This is a genomic window from Myxococcus sp. AS-1-15, from assembly GCF_020037055.1.
GTDB classification, from domain to species: Bacteria; Myxococcota; Myxococcia; order Myxococcales; family Myxococcaceae; genus Myxococcus; species Myxococcus fulvus.
The window spans coordinates 663,324-685,320 of sequence record NZ_JAIQDF010000004.1 but is presented as its reverse complement, the minus strand read 5'-3'; the positions used below and the strand labels follow the sequence as shown (position 1 = coordinate 685,320).

Here is a 21,997-nt window from a genome sequence, read left to right as displayed (position 1 = left end):
TCGATGCGGAAGCCGCGCAGCTTCACCTGGAAGTCGATGCGGCCGAGGTACTCGAGGTGGCCGTGAGGCAGCCAGCGAGCCTTGTCACCGGTGCGGTAGAGGCGCGAGCCGGGGATGTCCGAGAACGGATTGGGGATGAAGCGCTCAGCGGTGAGGTCCGGCCGGGCGAGGTAGCCACGCGCGACACCGTCACCACCGACGAAGAGCTCTCCAGGCACGCCGATGGGAGCGGGCTGGAGGGAGGCGTCGAGGATGAAGGTGGAGACGTTGGGGAGAGGAGGGCCGAGAGCAGGCCGAGAGGCGGAGGTAATGGGGAGCGCGGTGGCGTCGACGGTGGTTTCGGTGGGGCCGTAGACGTTGAAGGCGCGCAGGGAAGGCGAGGAGGAGAGCGTCGTCCAGAGGGAGTCGTCGATGGCCTCACCGCCGATGAGGACGCGAAGGGGCCGAGAAGAAGAAGCGAGGCCCTCGTCGAGGAGGAGGCGGAGGTGAGAGGGGGCGCAGTCGAGGACGTCGAGCTGGTGACGGGACAGCCACGAGAGAAGCAGGGGGACGTCTTCGCGAGCGGCCTGGGGGACGAAGCAGAGGGCGTGTCCGAGGGCGAGGAAGACGAGCTGCTTGACGGAGGCGTCGAAGGAGAGGGGCGCGTTGAGGGAGATGCGAAGAGGGCGCTGGACGTCGGAGTAGACGGAAGAGGAGAGGGCGTGGAGGAGATTCACCACGGAGGAGTGGTGGATGAGGACGCCCTTGGGCCTGCCGGTGGAGCCGGAGGTGTAGATGACGTAGGCGGCGTGAGAGGGCAGCGAGACGCGGTGCGGATTGGAGTCCGGGAGCGCGGCAAGGGAGTCACGCAGGGCTGAGTCATCGAGGCACAGAGGCGTGGAGACGCCGGTGTCGAGACGAGGCAGGAGGTGGGACTGGGTGAGGACGAAGGGAGCGCCGGAGTCCTGGAGCATGAAGGCGAGGCGCTCGCGGGGGTAGGCGGAGTCGAGGGGGACGTAGGCGGCGCCGGCCTTGAGGATGGCGAGGAGGGCGACGAGGGAGTCGACGGAGCGCTCGAGGCAGAAGGCGACCCGGACTTCGGGCCCGACGCCGCGAGCGCGAAGCAGGTGCGCGAGCCGATTGGCGCGCTGGTTGAGGGCAGAGAAGGAGAGGGAGGCGGAGTCGTCGAGGACGGCGAGCGAGTCAGGCGTGAGAGCGGCCTGGGCCTCGAAGAGCTCGTGGAAGGCACTCTTCCAGGGCATCTCCCGGCGCGTCGAGTTCCAATCGACGAGCACGCGGCGGCGCTCCTCGGCGGACAACATCTCCAGCTCGCTCAGCCGTGAGTCCGGCGAACCGAGCGCGGCCTCGAGCAGCGTTCCGAAGTGCTCCACCATCCGGATGATGGTGGCCTCCTCGAACAGGTCCGTGCGGTAGCCCAGTCCGCCTTCGAGTCCCTCGCCCAGCGTCAGGGTGAGGTCGAACTTCGCGCTCGGGGCGCCCGAGTCGAACGCCTCCAGGCGCAAGGGTGCCTTGACCTCCGTGCTTCCACGCACCTCCATGCTCGTCGTCGGCGCGTTCTGCAGGACGAGCATCACCTGGAACAGCGGCGAGTGGCTGAGCGTGCGGTGGGGGTTGAGCTCCTCGACGAGCTTCTCGAAGGGCACATCCTGGTGCTCATAGGCGGACAGCGTGGTGCGCTTCACCCGCGCGAGCAGCTCACGGAAGCGCAGCGACGCGGGGACCTGCGTGCGCAGGACCAGTGTGTTGACGAAGAAGCCGATGAGTCCCTCGGTCTCCGCGCGCGTGCGGCCCGCGATGGGTGAGCCCACGGCGATGTCGTCCTGCCCCGAGTAGCGGGACAGCACCACCTGCCACACGGCGAGAAGCGCCATGAACGGCGTGATGCCCTCTTGCTGGCAGAAGGCCGCGAGTCGCTCCGCCACGGAGCGAGGCAGACGCACGGGGACCGTGGCCCCCCGGTTCGTCTGCACGGGAGGCCTGGGCTTGTCCGTGGGCAGCTCCAGGAACGGCGGAGCGTCCGCGAGCTGCTGCCTCCAATACGAGAGCTGCCGCTCCAACGCCTCGTCACGCAGCCACGCACGCTGCCACGCGGCGAAGTCCGCGTATTGGATGGGCAGGGGCTCCAACTGCGAAGCCCGTCCGTTGAGCTTCGCGGAGTAGAGCTCCGCCAGCTCACGGAGCAGCACGCCCATGGACCAACCATCCGACGCGATGTGGTGCACCGTCCCCACGAGCACGTGCCGCTCGGCCTCCAGCTTCAGCAGGAGCACGCGCAGCACCGGGCCGCGCTCCAGGTCGAACGGGCGCGAGGCCTCCTCGCTCACCCGTCGGTGAGCCTCGTCGAGCCGAGTCACCTCGGGATGCGACTGGAGATCCACCACGGCCAGGTGGACCGGAGAGGAGGCGTGGATGTGCTGACGCGGAGCGCCCTCGTGCGTCACGAACGTGGTGCGGAGGGCCTCGTGTCGGTCGACGAGCGCCGTGAAGGCACCCTGGAGCGCCACCACGTCGAGCGGCCCCTGAAGGAGCAGCGCGAGCGGGATGTTGTACGTCGAGCTGCCCGGCTCCAACTGGTCGATGAGCCACAGGCGCTGCTGGGCGAAGGACAGCGGCAGCTCTCCCGAGCGTGGCACCGGCACCAGCGCGGGTGTCTTCGTGCCCGCGGACGTGCCGGAGGTCTGCGCGAGTCGAGCGGCGAGCGTGGCGACGGTGGGCGACTCGAAGAGCGCGCGCAGCGGCAGCTCCAGGTCGAGCGTCCTGCGCACGCGGGAGACCACCTGCGTGGCCAGCAGCGAATGTCCGCCCAGGGAGAAGAAGTTGGCGGTGACGCTGACCCGGTCGAGCTGGAGGACCTCGGCCCAGATGCCGGCGAGGGCCGTCTCGAGCGCGTCACGCGGCGCGACGAAGAGCGTGTCCTCGGCGCGCTGCTCCGGAACGGGCAGGGCCTGCCGGTCGACCTTGCCGTTGGGCGTCAGCGGCAGGGCCTCCAGGGGCACGAAGACCGTGGGCAGCATGTACTCGGGCAGGTGCTCGCGCAGCGCGGCCACCAGGGCCACGGTGTCGACCGCCCCGGGCACGAGGTAGGCGACGAGTCGGTGCTGGCCGGGCACGTCCTCACGCACCAGGACGACGGCGTCGCGAATGCCCGGTTGAGTGCGGAGCGCGGTCTCGATCTCCCCCAGTTCGATGCGCAGACCGCGCAGCTTCACCTGGAAGTCGGTGCGGCCGAGGTACTCGAGCTGTCCCTCGGCGAGCCACCTCGCCCGGTCACCCGTGCGATAGAGCCGCGCCCCGGGCGTGGAAGCGAACGGGTCGGGGATGAAGCGCTCCGCGGTGAGCGCGGGCCTGCCGAGGTACCCGAGTGCCACCTGCGCGCCGCCCAGATACAGCTCGCCCGGGACGCCCGCGGGCACGGGGTGCAGCGCGCCGTCCAGGACGTAGGCACGCGTGTTGGCGACCGGGCGGCCGATGGGGATGGAGCCTCCTGCCACGGCCTCGCCCACGACGGTGGACGTCGAATCGATGGTGACTTCCGTGGGGCCGTAGAGGTTGACCAGCCGCGTGCTGGAGAGCTGCTCACGGACCTTCGATGCGAGCGACGTGGACAGCGCCTCGCCTCCGCAGAACAGCCACTTCAGCGACGTGACACGCGACAGCGAGGGCTCATCCAGCGCGAAGCGCAGCAGCGACGGAACCAGTTGGAGCACGGTGATGCCGTGCCGGATGACGGAGTCGAGCAGCAGCGCGGCGTCGCGGTGTGCATCCCGCGGCGCGAGGACCAGCGGCGCGCCGACGAGCAGCGGCGCCCAGCACTCCCAGACGGAGGCGTCGAAGGCCAGCGGCGTCTTGAGGAGCACCTTGTCCTGGGCCGTGAGCGGGAAGGCCTCGAGGAACCACGCCATGTGGTTGGCGAGGGCTCGATGCGGGATGAGCACGCCCTTGGGCTGACCCGTGGAGCCGGACGTGTAGATGACATACGCCGGCGCCTCGGGCTCGTGACGCGCGGAGAGCGGCTCGGTGGATTCGCGCGCGAGGGCCTCCTGGTGCTCCGCGGAGTCCAGCCGCTCGGCCGTGACACCTTCGGGCAGCAGGTCGAGCAGGGACTCCTGGGTGAGCACCAACCGCGCGCCGCTGTCGCGGAGCATGAAGGCCAGGCGCTCGCGCGGATAGTCGGGCGAGAGCGGGATGTACGCGGCGCCCGCCTTGAGGATGGCGAACAGGCAGACGGGGAGCTGGAGCGTGCGGTGCGAGAGGAGGGCGACGAAGTCTCCCGGCTTCACGCCACGGGAGACCAAAAGCCGCGCGAGCTGGTTCGCGCGCGCCTCGAGCTGACGGTACGTGAGCGCTCCGTCATCGGAGAGGACCGCGACGGCCTCGGGCGTGAGCCGCGCCTGCTGTTCCACGAGCCGGTGGACGAAGGGCTCCGTGGGGATGTCCCAACGCGTGTCGTTCCATTCGACCAGGACCTTCCGCTGCTCGTGCGCGGTGAGCAGCGCATGGCCGGCGATGGGCGCGTCGGGGCGCGAGACGAGGGACTCGACCAGCTGGGTGAAGTGGAGCGCGAGCCGCTCGATGGTGGCGTGCTCGAACAGGTCGGAGTTGTAGCCGAGCGAGCCGGCATATCCGTCCGGCAGCTCCACGAGGTTGAGGTTGAGCTCGAACTTGGACGTGGTGTCGTCGATGTCGACGGGGCTGAGCGTCAGCTCCTGCTTCTGGATGGCCGAGGCCGGCGTGTTCTGGAGCGAGAACAGGACCTGGAACAGCGGGCTGCGGCTCAAGTCACGCGCGGGCTGGAGCACCTCCACCAGACGCTCGAACGGCACGTCCTGATGCGCGTAGGCGCCGAGCGCGGACTCCTTCACCTGCTTGAGCAGGTGCTGGAACGACGCCTGCCCATCGATGCGCGCGCGGAAGACGAGCGTGTTGACGAAGAAGCCGATGAGGCCCTCGAGCTCCGCGCGCTGACGGCCCGCGATGGGAGAACCGACGGTGACGTCGTCCTGGCCCGAGTAGCGCGACAGCAGCACCTGCCACGCGGCGAGCAGCACCATGAACGGCGTGGCGCCCTCGCGCTGGCACAGCTCCGCGAGCTTCCTCGCCGTGGTGGCCGGCAGGAAGACGCCGACATTGCCACCGCGCGAGGACATGACCAGCGGCCGCGACTTGTCCGTGGGCAGGTCCAGGGCCGTGACGCCGGCGAGCTGACGGCGCCAGTAGGAGAGCTGTCCCTCCAGCACGTCACCCTGGAGCCAGGCGCGCTGCCAGATGGCGTAGTCGGCGTACTGGAGCGTCAGCGGCGGCAGCGGTGACGGCTTGCCGTGCGCGAAGGCGTCGTAGAGGGCGGCGACCTCCTGGATGAGCACGCCCATGGACCAACCGTCGGAGACGATGTGGTGCATGTTGAGCGCGAGCACGTGCTCGGTGGGTGACAGGGCCAGGAGCTGGGCGCGGATGAGCGGCCCGGTGGACAGGTTGAAGGGGCGGGCGAGCTCCTCGAGGAGCAGGCGCTTCACCTCCGCGTGGGCCTGTGTGGACTCCAGGGACTGGAGGTCCACTCGGGCCAGCGGCAGCTCGCCGTGCGGCGCGATGCGCTGGAAGGGCTGGTCGTCCTGCTGGAAGAACGTGGTGCGCAGCGCCTCATGACGCCGCACCAGCTCGTCGAAGGCGCGCTGGAGCGCCGCCGTGTCGAGCGGTCCCTCCAGCCGGACGAACGACGGCATGTGGTACGCGGCGCCGCCGGGCTGGAACTGGTCGATGAACCAGAGGCGCAGCTGGGCGAAGGACAGCGGCACCGCGCCGTCGCGCGGCACGGCGATGAGGGGAGGCGCGCGGCCGGCTCCAGGTGTCTCGTCCTCGATGCGGGCGGCGAGGGCGGCCACCGTCGGCGCCTCGAAGAGCGCGCGCAACGGCAGCTCCAGCTCGAACGCCGAGCGGACGCGCGAGATGACCTGCGTGGCCAGCAGCGAGTGCCCACCGAGCGCGAAGAAGTTGTCGGTGATGCTCACCTTCGGCACGTGCAGCACGTTGGAGAAGATCTCCGCGAGCTTCTCCTCCCGGGGTGTCCGGGGCGCGATGTAGGGCGCCTCGCGCTCCTGCTCGCTCACCTCCGGCGCGGGCAGCTGGCGGCGCGCCACCTTGCCGCTCGGCGTGAGGGGGAGCGCCTCCAGCGTGACGAACGCGGAGGGCACCATGTACTCGGGCAGGCGCTGGAGGAGCGCGGCCCTCAGGGCTTCGAGGCCCGGCGACGCGGACTCGGCCGTGGGCACCAGATACCCCACGAGGCGCTTGAGGCCGGGGACGTCCTCGCGGACCGTGGCGGCCGCATCGCGGATGCCCGGGAGGGCGCGCAGCGCGGACTCGACCTCGCCCAGCTCCACGCGGAAGCCACGCAGCTTCACCTGACCATCCAGGCGGCCGAGGAACTCGACGGTGCCGTCCGCCTTCCACCGCGCGGAGTCGCCCGTGCGATAGAGCCGCGCGCCCGGCGTGGGACTGAACGGATGGGGGACGAACTTCTCCGCCGTCAGCTCGGGGCGGCCCGCGTACCCCAGCGCGAGGTGGGCGCCGCCGATGAACAGCTCGCCGGGAACGCCCACGGGCGTCGGCTGTCCGAGCGCGTCCAGCACGTAGAGCTGCGTGTGCGGCAACGGGCCGCCGATGGACGGCAGCCGGGGCCAGGACGCGGGAGGGCCCTGGAGTCGGAACGCCGAGACGACGTGCGTCTCCGATGGGCCGTACTGGTTCTCCAGGATGCAGCCCGGGAGCCGCTCGAAGAACGCCACCAGCGCGGGCGTCACCTGGAGCTGCTCACCGGCGGTGACGACTTCGCGCAGCGCGACCGGCAGCGTGGCGCCGTGCGCGACGGCGTCCGCCATGGCCTGGAGCGCGACGAAGGGGAGGAAGAGCCGCGCGACGCCCTGCCGGTGCATGAAGTCGAGCAGCGCGGGGATGTCCTGACGCAGTCCTCCCGTGGGGAGCACCAGCGTGCCGCCGGCCCACCACGTGGAGAACAGCTCCTGGCAGGAGACGTCGAAGCTGAGCGACGCGAACTGGAGCGTGGTCGCCGAGGGCACTGGCGACTGACTCAGCTGCCACGTCAGCAGGTGGCTCAGCGCGCGGTGCGGCAGCGCGACGCCCTTGGGCCTGCCCGTGGAGCCCGACGTGTAGATGACGTAGGCGGGGGACTCCGGCGAGACGAAGACCTCCGGGGCGTGCGTGGACCGGGTGGCCAGGTCCTGTGCCTCCTCATCCAGCAGCACGAGCCTCGCGCGTGACGCGGGCACCGAGGCGCGCAGCGTGGAGTGCGACAGGACGACGGGCGTCGCCGAGTCCTCGAGCATGAAGGCCAGGCGCTCGGCGGGGTAGTTCGGGTCCAACGGGAGGTAGGACGCGCCGGCCTTGAGCGACGCCAGCACGGCGACGGTCATGTCCAACGACTTGTCCAGGCAGATGCCCACGGGCACACCCGCCTCGACGCCGAGCGCGAGCAGCCGATGCGCGAGCTGGTTGGCGCGGCCTTCGAGCTGCGCGTAGGTGAGCGCGCGCGTCCCATCGGTGACCGCGATGACGTCCGGCGTGAGCCTGGCGCGCGCGCTCACGGGCTCGTGGATGGGCGTGGCGGTGTGCGGTCCCTTCGCGGTGCTGTTCCAGTCAACCAGGAGCCTGCCGCGCTCCTCCTCGGCCAACAGCGGGGCGCTCCAGATGGACTGCTCGGGGGCGTCCACGACGGACGTGAGCAGCCGCGTCCAGTGCGACCGCATCCGCTCCGCCGTGCTCCGGTCGAACAGGTCCGTGTTGAACTCGAGCATGCCTCCGATGTCGTTGCCGGAGTCGAACAGGAGCAGGGACACGTCGAACTTGGCGGTGCCGCTGTCCACGTCCAGCGTGTCGGAGTCGCCGCCGTCGCCGCCGGTGCGCTCGTAGGTCTGGAGCGCGAGCAGGGCCTGGAAGAGCGGAGAGCGGCTCAGGTCGCGCTCGGGCCGCAGCTCCTCCACCAGCTTCTCGAAGGGCACGTCCTGATGGGCATAGGCCCCCAGCGTCGTGTCACGCACCTGCTTCAGCAGCTCACGGAAGCTCAGGCCGGGCGTGAGCCGGGCGCGCAGGGCGAGCGTGTTGACGAAGAACCCGACGATTCCCTCCACCTCGGACTGGTGCCGGTTGGCGATGGGCGAGCCGACGACGATGTCGTCCTGACCGGAGTAGCGGGCGAGCAGCACCTGGAAGGAGGCCAGCAGCGCCATGAACGGCGTGACGCCCTCGCGCTTGCACATCGCCTGGAGCCGCGCGGTGAGCTCGCGTCCGAGGCGGATGTTGAGCGTCGAGCCGTTCGCCGTCTGCACGGGCGGCCGGGGCCTGTCCGTGGGCAGCTCCAGCACCCGCGGCGCGCCCTCCAGCTGCGTCCTCCACCACCCGACCTGCCGCGCGAGCACCTCGCCCTGCAGCCAGCCTCGCTGCCACACGGCGTAGTCCGCGTACTGGTACGTCAGCGGCGGCAGCGGAGAGGGCTGCCCGCGCGCGAAGGCGTCGTAGAGCACGCCAATCTCGCGCGAGATGATGCCGTTGGACCACGCGTCGGAGATGATGTGGTGCTGGGTGACGAGCAGCACGTGGCGCTCGTCGGACAGGCGCAGCACGGAGGCGCGGAGGAGGGGCGCCTGTCCCAGGTCGAAGGGCTTCTGGGCCTCGGCCGCGGCCAGCTCGAACGCCCGGGCCTCGCGCTCCGCTTCCGGAAGCGTGCTCAGGTCGACGATGGGGAGGCGGAGCTCCGCGTGCTCGTGGATGCGCTGGAAGGGCACTCCGTCCGGCTGCACGTGGAAGCTGGTGCGCAGGGCCTCGTGTCGTTGCACGAGCGCCTGGATGCCCTTCTCCAGCGCGTGCAGGTCCAACGCTCCGTCGAGGGGGAGCGCGGACGGCACGTTGTAGAACGGGCTGTCGGGCTGGAACCGGTCCAGGAACCACAGGCGCTGCTGCGCGAAGGACAACGGCAGCGGGGCGCCATCGCGCGGCACCAGGAGCAGCGGCGGACGCACCGGCCCCCTGCCCGCGAGCGCCATCGCGTCGAGCCGGGCGGCCAGGGTCTCGATGGTGGGCGCCTCGAACAGCTCCCTCAGCGCGAGCTCCGCCTGGAAGGCCGTGCGGATGCGCGACACGAGCTGCGTGGCCAGCAGGGAGTGTCCTCCCAGCGCGAAGAAGTCGTCGGTGACGCCGATGCGCGGGACGCGGAGGATCTGCATCCAGAGTGTGGCGAGCCGCTCCTCGGTGAGCGTCCGCGGCGGGACGAGCTCGGCGGAGGACGTCGGCGTGAGGACGGCCTCGGGCGGAGGCAGCGCCTTGCGGTCCACCTTCCCGTTCGCGGTGAGCGGGAACGCCTCGAGCCGCAGCAGGGACGACGGCACCATGAACTCGGGCAGTCGCGACTTGAGGAAGGCCCGGAGCGTGACGGCGTCGAGCTCGTCCGAGACGAAGTAGCCGACGAGGCGCTTGTCGCCGGGGACGTCCTCGCGGGCGATGGCCACGGCCTCTCGCACGGAGGGATGGGAGAGCAGCCCCGCCTCGACTTCGGACAGCTCGATGCGGAAGCCGCGGACCTTGACCTGCGCATCCGCGCGGCCGACGAAGTCCAGCGCGCCGTCCTGCCTCCAGCGCACCAGGTCGCCGGAGCGGTAGAGGCGCGCCCCGGGCACGGTGGAGAACGGGTCCGGGACGAAGCGCTCCGCGGTGAAGGTGGGCTGCCCGACGTAGCCTCGCGCGAGGCCGTCACCGCCGATGAACAGCTCCCCCGTCACGCCGACGGGCACGGGCTGCAGCGACGCGTCGAGGACGCGCAGGTGCGTTCCGTTCGTCGGACGGCCGATGGGGACGGAGACGCCGACGTCGTCGGGGCTCGCGACGGTGAAGGTCGTGGCGACGACGGTGATTTCGGTGGGGCCGTAGCAGTTGGTGACCTGGATGCCCCAGTCCGCCACGGCGCGGCGCGCGTTCAGCGCGGAGACGACGTCGCCACCGGTGAGGAGGCGCTGAAGGCAGGCGGGCACGGGGAGGCGGCTCTCGACGAGCTGCGAGAACAGACCGCTGGTGGCCCAGAGCGTGGTGACGCCGTGGCGGGCGACGGTCTGGAACAGCTCCTCGAGCGACGGCGTCCGCGGCGGCAGGAGGGCCAGCCGCGCGCCGTGCAGCAGCGCGCCCCAGACTTCGAACGTGGAGGCGTCGAAGGAGATGGGCGCGAGCATCAGGTGCGTTTGCTCGGGCCCGAAGCGGGTGTAGTCGATGCCGACCAGTGTGTGGATGACGCCTCGATGGGTGCAGGCGACACCCTTGGGCCTGCCCGTGGAGCCGGACGTGAAGTCGATGTAGGCCAGCGAATGCGGGTGCGCGGCGGGCGCGAGCGGCGTGGAGGCGAGGCCGTCCAGCGGGGCCTCCTCGAGCAGCACGCACGTGAGCCCGTCCGCGGGGAGAAGGGAGCGCAGCGCGCCCGTGGTGACGAGCGCGTCGGGGCGCGAGTCCTCGAGCATCAAGACCAGCCGCTCCCGCGGATAGGACGTGTCGAGCGGGACGTAGGCCGCGCCGGCCTTGAGGATGGCGACCAGGGCGACGATGAGCTCGGGCGAGCGCTCCAGCGAGACGGCGACGCGGCAGTCGGTGGTGACGCCGAGCGAGCGCAGGTGCCGGGCGAGCTGGTTCGAGCGCTCATCGAGCTGCCGGTAGGTGACGGTGGTGTCGCCGGAGAGGAGCGCGGCGGCGTCGGGCCGCTCGGCGGCCACGCGGGAGAAGACCTCCGGCAGCGTGACGTCCACCGGGACGCGGGCGGGCGTGGAGGCCCAGTCGACGAGGAGCCGACGGGACTCCTCCTCCGGCAGCATGGAGAGCGTGGCCAGGGGCGCGTCGGGCCGGGTGACGACGGCCTCGACGAGCACCTCGAAGTGCCGCGCCATGCGCGCGATGGTGGCGTGCTCGAACAGGTCCGTGTTGTAGGTCAGCGCGCCGAGGAACCCCTCGGGCCCGTCCACGAAGTTCAGCTCCAGCTCGAACTTGATGACGGTGTCCTTCACCTCCACGGGCTCGAGCGCCGTGTCCTGCTTCTGGGCGGAGGTGCCGGGCGTGTTCTGGAGCGCGAAGAGGACCTGGAACAGCGGGCTGCGGCTCAGGTCCCGGCGGACCTGGAGCTCCTCGACCAGCCGCTCGAAGGGGACGTCCTGGTGCGCGTAGGCGCCGAGCGCGTTCTCCTTCACCTGCCGGAGCAGCGTCAGGAAGGACGCCCGCGCATCCACGCGCGCGCGGAAGACCAGCGTGTTGACGAAGAAGCCGATGAGGCCCTCGAGCTCCGCGCGCTGACGGCCCGCGATGGGAGAGCCGACGGCGATGTCGTCCTGGCCCGTGTGCCGCGAGAGCAGCAGCTGCCACGCGGCGAGCAGCGCCATGAACGGCGTGGTCCCCTCGCGGTTGCACAGCGTCTTCAGCCGCCGGGAGACCTCCGGCTTCAAGGTGATGGGTGCCTGGCTTCCGTTGAACGTCTGCACCGGAGGCCGGGGCTTGTCGATGGGCAGCTCCAGCGGCGGCACTCCGCCCAGCCGTCCCCGCCACCACGCGAGCTGCTGCTCCAGCACCTCGCCCTGGAGCCAGTCGCGCTGCCACACGGCGTAGTCGGCGTACTGGAGGGCCAGCGGGGGCAGCGGCGACGGCAGCCCCATCGCGAACGCGCCGTAGAGCGCGCCGACCTCCTGGACGAGCACGCCCATGGACCAACCGTCGGAGACGATGTGGTGCATGTTGAGCGCGAGGATGCGCTCCGTCGGGGTCAGCTCCAGCACCAGCGCGCGCACCAGCGGCCCGGTGGAGAGGTTGAAGGGGCGCAGGTACTCCTCGTGGAGCAGGCGCTCCACCTCCCGCTGCTTCGCCTCGGCCTCCAGGGCCTTCAGGTCCACGTGCGTCACGGGCAGCTCGCCCTGCGGTGCGATGAGCTGGTAGGGCTCGTCGTTCTGCTGGAGGAACGTGGTGCGCAGCGCCTCGTGACGCCGCACCAGCTCGTCGAAGGCGCGCTGGAGCGCGGCGCGGTCCAGCGGTCCGTCCAGCCGGACGAACGACGGCATGTTGTACGTCGCGGTACCGGGCTGGAGCTGGTCGAGGAACCACAGGCGCTGCTGCGCGAAGGACAGCGGCAGGGGCCCGGAGCGCGGCACGGGGACGAGCGGAGGCGGCTGCCGCTTGCCCGACATCAGCAGCATCGTGTCGATCTGCGCCGCGAGCGCCGCGACGGTGGGCGCGCCGAAGACGGTGCGAAGCGGCAGCTCCACGCCGAGCGCGGAGCGCACGCGCGACACCACCTGCGTGGCGAGCAGGGAGTGCCCCCCGAGCGCGAAGAAGTTGTCGGTGACGCTCACGCGCGGCACGTGCAACACGTCCGCGAAGAGCGTCGCGAGCTTCTCCTCCAGCGGCGTGCGCGGCGGGGCGAAGGCGCCGCCGCGCAGGCTCTCCGCGTCCGGAGCGGGCAGCCGCTTGCGCGCGAGCTTTCCGCTGGGCGTGAGCGGGAGCGCCTCCAGCGCGACGAACGCGTTGGGCACCATGTACTCGGGCAGCCGCTCCTGCAGGAAGACGCGGAGGGCCTCGACGTCCGGCGCCGCGTCCGAGGCGGAGACGACGTAGCCGACGAGCCGCCGGTCCCCCGGGACGTCCTCGCGCACCACCACGGCCGCGTCACGCAGCCCCGGCGCGGAGCGCAGCACCGTCTCCACCTCGCCCAGCTCGATGCGGAAGCCGCGCAGCTTCACCTGCGAGTCCAGGCGGCCCAGGAAGTCGAGCGTCCCGTCCGCGCGCCAGCGAGCGGCGTCACCGGTGCGGTACAGCCGCGCGCCCGGCGTCCGCGAGAACGGGTCCGGCACGAAGCTGCGCGCGGTGACGTCCGCCTTGCGCTGGTAGCCATGCGCCAGGTGCTCACCGCCGACGTACACCTCACCGGCGACGCCCACGGGCACCGGCTGTCCCAGCGCGTCCAACAGGTAGATGCGCGTGTGGCCCACGGCGCTTCCGACGGACGGCAGGGGAGGCCAGGCCGCGGGCTCGCCGCGCAGGCGGAACGCGGTGACGACGTGGGCCTCGGAGGGGCCGTACTGGTTCTCCAGGGAGCAGCCCGGGAGCTTCTCGAAGAAGGCCACGACGCTGGCGCTCACCTGCAGCTGCTCGCCGGCGGTGACCACCTCGCGCAGCGCGGTGGGAAGCGTGGCCCCGTGCGCGACGGCGTCCGCCATGGCCTGCAGCGCGACGAACGGGAGGAAGAGTCGCGCGACGCCCTGCTGGTGCATGAAGTCGAGCAGCGCGGGGATGTCCTGGCGCAGCGCCCCGGTGGGCAGCACGACGGTGCCGCCCGTCCACCAGGTGGAGAAGAGCTCCTGCACGGAGACATCGAAGTTGAGCGAGGCGAACTGGAGCGTCGTGGCCCCGGGCAGCGCGGACTGGCCCACCTGCCACGTCAGCAGCGAGCTCAGCGCGCGGTGGGGCATGACGATGCCCTTGGGCAGGCCCGTGCTGCCGGAGGTGTAGATGACGTAGACGGTGGCATCCACCGGGACGTCGATGCCGGGCGCGTGGCGCGGCTGCCGTCCGAGCGCGTCCGCCTCGTCATCCAGCGTGATGACGCGGGTGGACTCCAGGAAGGGCAGGGCGGACTTCAGGCTCGAGTGCGTGAGGACCACGGGCGCGAGCGTGTCCGCGAGCATGTAGGCCAGCCGCTCGGAGGGGTAGGTCGGGTCCAGCGCCAGGTAGTTGGCCCCGGCCTTGAGCGTGGCCAGGACGGCGATGGCCATGTCGAGCGACTTCTCCAGGCAGATGCCGACGGTGCTCCCGGTCGCGACGCCGCGCGCGCGCAGGTGCCAGGCGAGCTGGTTGGCCCGCGTGTCCAGCTCCGCGTACGTGAGCGCGTGGGTGCCGTCCGTGATGGCGACGGCGTCGGGCGTGCGTCGGGCCTGCGCCTCCACGGGGACGTGGATGGGCGAGGGCGTGAAGTCGCCTTTCGACGTGTCGTTCCAGCCGACGAGCAGCTGGTGGCGCTCGGCGTCCTCGAGCAGGGGCAGCCGGAAGACGGACTGGCCCGGCTCGCGGACGGCGGCCTCCAGCAGGCGCACCAGCCGCGTGGCCATCCGCTGGATGGTGGCCGTGTCGAAGAGGTCCAGGTTGTACTCGAACACCGCGTGGAAGGCGGTGCCGTCATCGGACATCAGCAGCGTCAGGTCGAACTTCGACGTGCCGCTGATGGCGTCCAGCGGGCGGACCTTCAGCGCGGAGCTCCCGTCGTCCTGGCCCACCGCCTTCGGCGTGTTGAGCAGGGCGAGCATCACCTGGAACAGCGGCGTGCGGCTCTGGTCCCGCTCCGGACGCAGCTCGTCCACCAGCTTCTCGAACGGGACGTCCTGGTGCGCGTACGCGCCCAGCGTCGTCTCGCGCACCTGGAGGAGCAGCTCGCGGAACGTCATGCCCGGCTTGAAGCGGGCGCGCAGCGCGAGCGTGTTGGCGAAGAAGCCGATGAGCCCTTCCAGGTCCGCGCGCGTGCGGTTGGCGATGGGCGAGCCGACGATGATGTCGTCCTGGCCGGAGTAGCGCGCCAGCAGCGTCTGGAACGTGGCCAGCAGCACCATGAAGGGCGTGACGCCCTCCTCGCGGCACAGCGCGTAGACGGCCGGCGCCAGCTTCTCCGGGATGTCCACGCGCAGCATGTCGCCGCGCAGGGTCTGGATGGGCGGGCGGGGCCTGTCGGTGGGCAGCTCCAGCGCGTGCGGCGCGTCGGCCAGCTGCGTGCGCCAGTACGCCAGCTGCGACTCGAGCACGTCCCCCGTCAGCCACCCGCGCTGCCACACGGAGAAGTCCGCGTACTGCACGGGCAGCTCGGGCAGCGGCGTTGGCTGTCCCCGCGCGAAGGCCAGGTAGAGCGCGGGGACCTCCTGCGTGAGCACGCCGATGGACCACCCATCCGAGATGATGTGGTGGATGACCATGAGCAGCACGTGCTCGTGTGCGTCCAGCTTCAAGAGCGTCGCGCGCAAGAGCGGTCCCGACGCCAGGTCGAAGGGCGTGCGCGCCGCCTGGTCCGCCAGGCGCTGGGCCTGGGCGTCGCGCTCCTCCGGCGACAGCGCGCGCAGGTCCACCACCGGGATGCTGAACGGCGCGGGCTCGGAGACCGCCTGCACGGGGCCTTCCGGCAACGCACGGAACGTGGTGCGCAGCGTCTGGTGGCGCCGCGTCAGCTCCGTGAAGGCGCGCTCCAGCAGCGCGTGCTCCAGCGGCCCGGTGAAGCGCAGTCCGTAGAACATGTTGTACGCGGGGCTGCCCGGCTGGAGCTGGTCCAGGAACCACAGCCGCTGCTGCGCGTAGGACAGCGGCGCGCCGTCGCCATGCCCCGTGGGGATGGGCCCCTCGCCCGCGCGCGCGGCGTCGAAGAGCCGGGCGGCGAGCGCCTTCGCGTGCGGCTCGCGCAGCAGCGTGTAGCCGTCACCCGGCGTCACCTCGAGCCGTGAGCCCTCCTCCGCCAGCACCGCCCAACCCCGGTCCTGCTCGGTGTCGCTGGCCCCGGTGGCCTCCGCGGCGCGGACCACGAGCGCGGAGCCGGGGAAGGGCTCCGGGACGTAGCGGCGGGCGGCGCGCAGGTGAGCGGAGAAGACCTTGAAGCGCGCGCGCAGGGACTCGATGGGCGTGCCCTCGGGCAGCAGCCCCGCGCCATGCAGGTGCGCGAGCAGGGGCTCCGGGTCCTTTCCCGTGGTGAGCGCCGCGGGCAGCTCCAGCGGAGCCAATCCCCCCTGGAGCGCCAGGTCCCTCGCGAACAGGGCCGCGTGGGCCGCGAGCGCGGTGGCGGACACGCTCCGGTCGGGTGCCGCGGGGGGCGGCTCGAGCAGCGTGAGCCGCGCGGCGTGCCCGTCGCGCTGGAGCAGGCGTGCCATCTCCCACGCGATGACGGCGCCCAGCGCCCAGCCCGCGAGGTGGTAGGGCCCCTCGGGCCGCTCGGCGCGCAGCGCCTCCACGTAGAAGACGGCCATCGCCTCCAGCGACTCCAGCGGGGCGCGGCCGTCGGTGAGGCCTCGCGCCTGGAAGCCCAGCACGGGCTGGGACGCGGGCGCGTGCCCGGCGAGCGCGGCGTAGCAGTCCAGCCGGCCGTCCAGCGGATGCACGAGGTAGAGCGGCGGAGTCTTCTCGTCACCGGCGCGCAGGACCACCAGCGGCGAGCCGGAGGCGGCCACGGGGGCGTCGGATGGGGTGACGGGGCCGACGGACGTCGGAGAGTCGATGCGCGTGCTCACGGATACTCCAGTGGATACATGGGCGCGGACGGCCAGAACCGCGACGTGCTCAAGACGGGGTGTTCCCCGTCGCCGAGAGCCTGTTCTCGGGCACGGCGTTGGCCGCGGGCGGTTCGGAAGGAAGCGTCGAGGCGAGCGGATGGGAGGGAATCACGTCCGGAAGCTCTTCCTGGACGCGCCGCGCGCGAGGGGACGAAAGCAGCAGGCCCACGGCGCACAACACCGTGAGGCCGATGACGACGAAGAGGAGCGCGATGCCGCGGCCGGGGCCGGTGCCCAGAAGGCGCCCCATGCTGTCCGCCAGCGCGCCGCCCGGAGCCATCCACGGCTCGAAGACGCGGTCGGCCAGCGGACCCGCCACCAGCGTGACCAGCAGCACCGCGGACTGGCCCACCGTCTTTCGCAGCGCGGCCACCCGGCCCTGGATCTCCAGCGGCACCTTCGTCTGCCAGAGCACCTGCGAGTTGGCCGCGGTGAGCGGCATGGAGAACAGGAACAGCATCGCCGCCGTGGCGAGCAACGCAACGCTGGGGGGCAGCGCGGCCAGCAGCAACATCGTCGCGGCGATGAGCGGGAAGCCCGCCACGCCCCGCATGCGCTGCTTGGGGCCGCCCCACACGCTGGTGAGCACGCCCCCGGCCAGCATGCCCAGGCCGGACACGGAGCCGATGACGCCCAGGTTCTTCACGTCCGTGAAGCTCAGCACCAGCGGCGTGATGAGCAGCAGCACCAGCGCCATGCTCGCGTTGGTGAACGTGGTGAAACACAGCAGGTACGTCAGCCCCCGCCGCTCGCGCACGAAGCGCCACGCCTCGGCGAGCTCCGCGCGCATCGAGCGCTGGCCCGGAGCCCGCGCCGCGCTCGGCGGTGGTGACGGGAAGCGCACCGCGACGAGCACGCTCGCGGCGAACAGGAAGCTCAGCACGTCCATGAAGAGCACGCCGTGCAGGCCGATGCTGCCCACCAGCACGCCCGCGAACACCGGCGAGGCAATCTGGCTGATGGCCGCGCCCAGCTCCGCCAGTCCGCTGGCGCGCCCCAGGTGCCGCTTGGGGATGAGCAGCGGCGTCGTCGCCTGCCACGCGGGCCACCGGAACGCCGTGCAACAACCGCCCAGCAGGACGATGGGGTACATGTACCAGCTCTGGAACTTCAGCCAGCCGGCGTTGTCCGCCACCAGCAGCGTCCAGATGAGCCCCGTGGTGACGCCCGAGCCCACGTCGCTCCAGAGCATCGCCTTGCGCCGGTCCCACCGGTCCACCAGCACGCCCGCGAACGGCGACAACACCGCCAACGGCAGCGTCGCGCAGAACGAGATGAGCACGAAGCGCGTCGTGGAGCCGGTGAGCTGGTAGACGTACGCGCCCAGCGCGAACGATGTCAGCCCGGAGCCGAACAGGGAGACGAACTGACCCAGCCAGACCAGGGCGAACGTGAGCAGCGGGCGCGACGGTGAAGCAGGCGACGGGGCGGTCATTCGTCGAGGAGGAGCGAGCTGGGTTGCCTGGCCAGCTTCCCACGGGCCAGGGGCACGGCACAGGAACCGGGGTACTCTGGGATCAGCTTCACAGCCCTGACGCATTCTTGCAAACAGACTACCCGGACAGTCGCGCCGGCCCGCGTGGAAACACGGACGGTGCGTGTGGCCCGGGGGAGGTGGCGGGGGAGGGGGCCCTCGTTGCGAGCCGCCGGCCGCGCCTCAACTTCTTGGAACAGCAATCCGTTCACCCTCACCAGGAGGCCGTCGATGGCTCAGGCTGGCAAGGATGTCGAGACGCTCAATTCCTTCTTGCGGGGCGAGATTTCAGCGGTGGAGACCTACCGCCAGGCGATGGGGCACATCGAGCACGACGTGCGGCGGCGCACGCTCGAGGAGTGCCTGAAGGACCACGAGCAGCGCGTGGAGGCGCTCAAGGAGCGCATCCGGCAGCTCGACGGTGAGCCCGCGGAGGGCTCGGGCGTGTGGGGCGTCTTCGCGAAGGTGGTCCAGGGCGGCGCGGACCTCCTGGGCGAGGACAAGGCCATCTCCGCCCTGGAGGAGGGCGAGGACAAGGGTCTTCGCGACTACGAGCAGAACGCGGGCAAGGTCCACGGTGACTTGCGCCGCTTCGTGCGCATGGAGCTGTTGCCCAAGCAGAAGAGCACGCACAAGAAGCTCAGCCACCTGAAGCACACCCTGCACTGAGGCCTGGGGCGCCCTCCTCAACTGGGTCCGGGCCTGCGCGCGTCGCGGGTCCGGGCCCGCTTTTGTTGGGGCTCTCAACTTTCGGGAATGCCTGTGACCTTTTGAATGCCCGAACGGCCACGGGCGTCGACGTCCGGGACGCACGTCGGGTGTCCTTCATGCCGGGTCGCGAGGCTCTTGGAGGTTGCCGACGGGGCGTGCGATAACCGGGGGTCCGCCGACGAGGCCGGAGGAGATGCATGTGGCTGGACGACAGCTCTTCGGAACGCGAACATTCCTCGTCGGAAGGCGCGCGGCGCGAGCACGAAGGAAGTGTTCAGCATGAGCCCCAGGAACCGGAGCCCTTGAAGATGGCCCAGGCCCCCGCGGTGCCGAAGGAGGGCAGCCACGCGGGCGCGCTGAGCGCGAGCTGCGAGGCGCTGTTCCGCTCCACCGAGCAGGCCCTTCCGTGGGCCTGGAAGCTGCTGCAGCTGGCCAAGGGCTCCGGCGCGCTGGCCGTCGAGGCGCGTGGCGCCGCGCTGGAGTTCCTGGACCGCATCCCTCCTCACGTCCGCCGCGGGGTCAGCGAGCTGCTCGCGTACAGCAACCTCTGGCAGGCCGTCTGCACGCGGCTGGGCCGCCCGGTGGCGCGCTCGACGGAGGAGCTGCTGCGCGAGTTGAACGAGGACCTGCAGCTGCTCTTGCGCGGGGCGCAGGCGCGGCTGGGCACCACCGCGGCGCTGGAGCAGGGGCTGCTGTTGCACCTGGGACGGCTGCGCGAGTCGCGCGGCAAGGAGCCCTCGGCGGCGCTGGAGCTGAGGGCGTCGCTGGATGCCTTCACGCACGCGGTGACGCAGGTGATGTCCTCGGCGAGCGCCTACCGCCGGGCGTGGGAGGCCGCGCAGGCGGAGCTGACCGAGTCGGCGGAGTGGCTCGGTGCTGGAGACCCGGGCTTCTGCGCGTGGCTGGCCGAGCACCTGTCGGCGTCGGTGCCCGCGTGGCGGGAGGCGCACGCGTCCAGCCGCCTGTTGCAGGAGCTGGGAGCGCTGTCCGGCCCTCCGTAGCCGAGCCTAGACCTCCACGAGGATGCGGTGCCGGTAGAGCTCCAGCAGCACGTCCTCGGACAGGTCCGCCTGCTTGTGCTCGCGCAGGTGGTGGCGCACGGCCTCCACGCTCTGTCGCCCGGTGAACTCCACGAGCAGTCCGTAGGCCTCGCCGGGCAGGGCCACGGCGTCGAAGTCGCTGTACGCGCCCAGGGCCACGCTGCCGTCGGGCATCCACTGCACGGTGGCGTCCGCGTTGAACTTGAGCGTGCGCGGCAGCTGGGAGGACACGGCGGTGCCCAGGTGCGCCTCCAGCGCCTTGAGCTCGATGAGGCCGTCCAGGCCGAGCAGCTTGTCGAGCCCCGCGGCGTCCAGCCCGCGCACCAGCCGGTGGCACTCGCGGTAGTAGTCCACCTCCAGGCCCACGTAGCCCTTCCACAGGTCCGCGTAGGCGCGCGCGGGAGGTGGCGCGTCGTCCAGGTCCTCGACGGCGAGCGGTGAGGGCTGCAGCTCCGGGCGGTCCTTGCCGGACAGGATGTAGTCGGGCAGCAGCTGGAGCGTCGTCCAGCGCGACAGCTGGATCTCCGTCAGCGTCAGGTACGTCTTGAGGGACATGTAGAACCTGCGGCCGTCCGCGCCCGCCACGTACTTGCAGAAGAACGTGGAGCACACCGCCTCGCGGTAGGGCCAGATGGTGCAGCCGCCGCTGTGTTGCGCGTAGTAGGGGCAGCGCAGCGACGCGGCCCGGCCGAAGAACTGGGTGCCGTTCTTGTAGAGGAAGTTGAACTTGGCCGGGGGCTTCACCCACTGCGGCGTCACGCCGATGCGCGCGGCGATGCGCGCCTCCATGCGCGAGCGGCCCTCGGACAGCTCCGGCCGCTCATCCGACAGGAGCGCGCCCACCAGGTAGTTGGGCAGGCGCGGGAAGTAGGTGCAGCACTTGGTGTCGGGGCGGAACAGGCGGCTGACGCCGTCCACGGCCTCCACGCTGCCCTGGGCGGAGCCCTCGCACATGGCGCAGTTCGAACAGGTGGCCTTGGTCTCCTCGGGGACGTCCTGGCGGAAGAAGCCGGGGAGCAGCTCGCGGTAGAGCTCGGGGAGGGAGTCGAGGAGGCGGGGCATCGAGGGGCTCGGGGAAGGAGGTCAGCGAGCGGAGGGGTCGTACCACTCGAGCCGATAGGTACAGGAGTCCTCGTCGTGACGGGTGCGGGAAATGGTCAGCCCCCGGACACCGATGCGATGCAGCCCCTCCTCCAGCACACCCTCGACGAAGCCCTCGGTGGCCGCGGGCTCGTTGAACCAGAGGTCCGCGGTGGTGGGGTTCACCACCGTGACGCGGGTCTCGGTGAAGTTGTTGCCGCTCCTGAAGTTGTGCGTCATCCGGCCCAGCGAGCGCATGGGGCCCAGCACGCGCGCCAGGGTGAGCACCGCCGCGCCCATGACGGTCTGCGCGTAGCCTTCAATCATGCGCCGCGCGAGCAGCCGGCGCGCCTCCTCGAGCGTCCGGTCCGGATGGAGCGCGCGGGCCACCGTGTCCAGGCAGCGCACCCAGACGGCGTGGGGATAGGCGGCCTGGAGCGGGCCGTCCAGGTCCATGCCCATCTCCCGCAGCTCGTTGCGAAGGTCGTAGGACAAGTCCTTGTCGAGGGTCTTCAGATACAGGCTGTCCACCGTGTTGCCGAAGATGACGCGCTCCTGGCTCATGCGCTTTCCCCCAAGGTCGCCGGCCACCCACCGGCGCGCGCGCATTCTCTCCGGAGCCGACCTCCCAAGGCCAGTCCTGTCGGACGTGCCCCGCACGGTGGAGGCTCAGGGGATGACGGGGCCGGCGTTCGCGAGGGCCAGGAACACGCTGTCGTAGTTCGCGATGAGAGGGAAGGGGACGGAGTTGGGGTTCTGGGGATTGCCCGTCCGGAGCTTGTTGAGGACCTTCCACTGCCAGGATTGGGGCGAGAAGAAGGGATACTGCGCGGGGCTCCAGGGGCCCGCGCACTGCGCGCCCAGGGGCGTGCTGTTCTCCCGCGTGCCGATGAAGAGCGCGATGTCCTTGGTCGCCAGGACCGAGGGTCGGTACTGCGTCAGGTGGTCGACCGCCGCGCAGAGGGCGAGGGCGAGCGGCGTCTGCCCGAAGCCGGCGCGCAGGTGGAAGAGGCTGCTCATGACGAAGTCGATGTTCGGCGTGAAGGCGAGATGCTCGATGTAGCTCGACCCTTCGAAGGACCACACGGCGAAGTGGCGCGTCGCTGTCGAAGGCGCGAGGACCCGTTGCTGGGCGCGACCGATGGCCTTCTGGAAGCGGGTTTGTCCATCCGATTCGAGGACGTTCATGGCGCCGCTTCGGTCGATGAGCAGGATGATGTGTTGCTCTTCGGCGTGGGCGGTCGCCATTCCTCCCCCGGGGCCCGCGAGGAGCAAGAACCCCAGCAGCAGCAACAGGCTCTTCAGCGTCGTGTGCATCATGGCGGTGGCCTTTTCGTGAAGTGAGTCAGGCGTTGGGTGGCTTCACTCTAGAT

At 71.1% G+C, this 21,997-nt stretch carries 7 protein-coding genes; 2 read left to right on the top strand and 5 right to left on the bottom strand.

Annotated features, from left to right (window positions below; genetic code table 11):
- Positions 1-16,277 (bottom strand): non-ribosomal peptide synthase/polyketide synthase (locus K8625_RS15925; RefSeq protein WP_223783164.1); only part of this gene is annotated, 16,277 nt, incomplete at its 3' end.
- Between the two features lie 49 nt (positions 16,278-16,326).
- On the bottom strand, positions 16,327-17,754 hold the full coding sequence (locus K8625_RS15920) for an MFS transporter (RefSeq protein WP_223783163.1): 1,428 nt from the start codon (positions 17,752-17,754) through the stop codon (positions 16,327-16,329).
- A gap of 270 nt (positions 17,755-18,024) precedes the next feature.
- On the opposite strand from K8625_RS15920, the gene K8625_RS15915 reads away from it, so the two are divergent.
- Together K8625_RS15915 and K8625_RS15910 are read left to right on the top strand one after the other, a co-directional pair.
- Positions 18,025-18,462 (top strand): DUF2383 domain-containing protein, encoded by a 438-nt coding sequence (locus tag K8625_RS15915; protein WP_046712600.1) that lies wholly within the window; start codon positions 18,025-18,027, stop codon positions 18,460-18,462.
- A 350-nt stretch (positions 18,463-18,812) separates the two neighbouring features.
- Positions 18,813-19,505, top strand: coding sequence for a hypothetical protein (locus tag K8625_RS15910; protein WP_223746904.1), 693 nt, complete (start codon positions 18,813-18,815; stop codon positions 19,503-19,505).
- Between the two features lie 6 nt (positions 19,506-19,511).
- Here K8625_RS15910 and K8625_RS15905 read toward each other — a convergent pair whose 3' ends face one another.
- From K8625_RS15905 to K8625_RS15895, 3 genes are all read right to left on the bottom strand, one after another.
- Positions 19,512-20,606: a hypothetical protein gene (locus K8625_RS15905; protein ID WP_223746485.1), complete on the bottom strand. Its 1,095-nt coding sequence runs from the start codon at positions 20,604-20,606 to the stop codon at positions 19,512-19,514.
- A 21-nt stretch (positions 20,607-20,627) separates the two neighbouring features.
- Entirely contained in the window at positions 20,628-21,188 is a 561-nt protein-coding gene (locus tag K8625_RS15900; RefSeq protein ID WP_223783162.1) for a DUF2378 family protein, read from the bottom strand.
- Positions 21,189-21,293: 105 nt separating this feature from the next.
- Positions 21,294-21,944 carry a VWA domain-containing protein gene (locus K8625_RS15895; protein ID WP_223746487.1) on the bottom strand — a complete coding sequence of 217 codons (651 nt, stop codon included), beginning with the start codon at positions 21,942-21,944 and terminating at the stop codon, positions 21,294-21,296.
- Positions 21,945-21,997 lie beyond the last annotated feature (53 nt).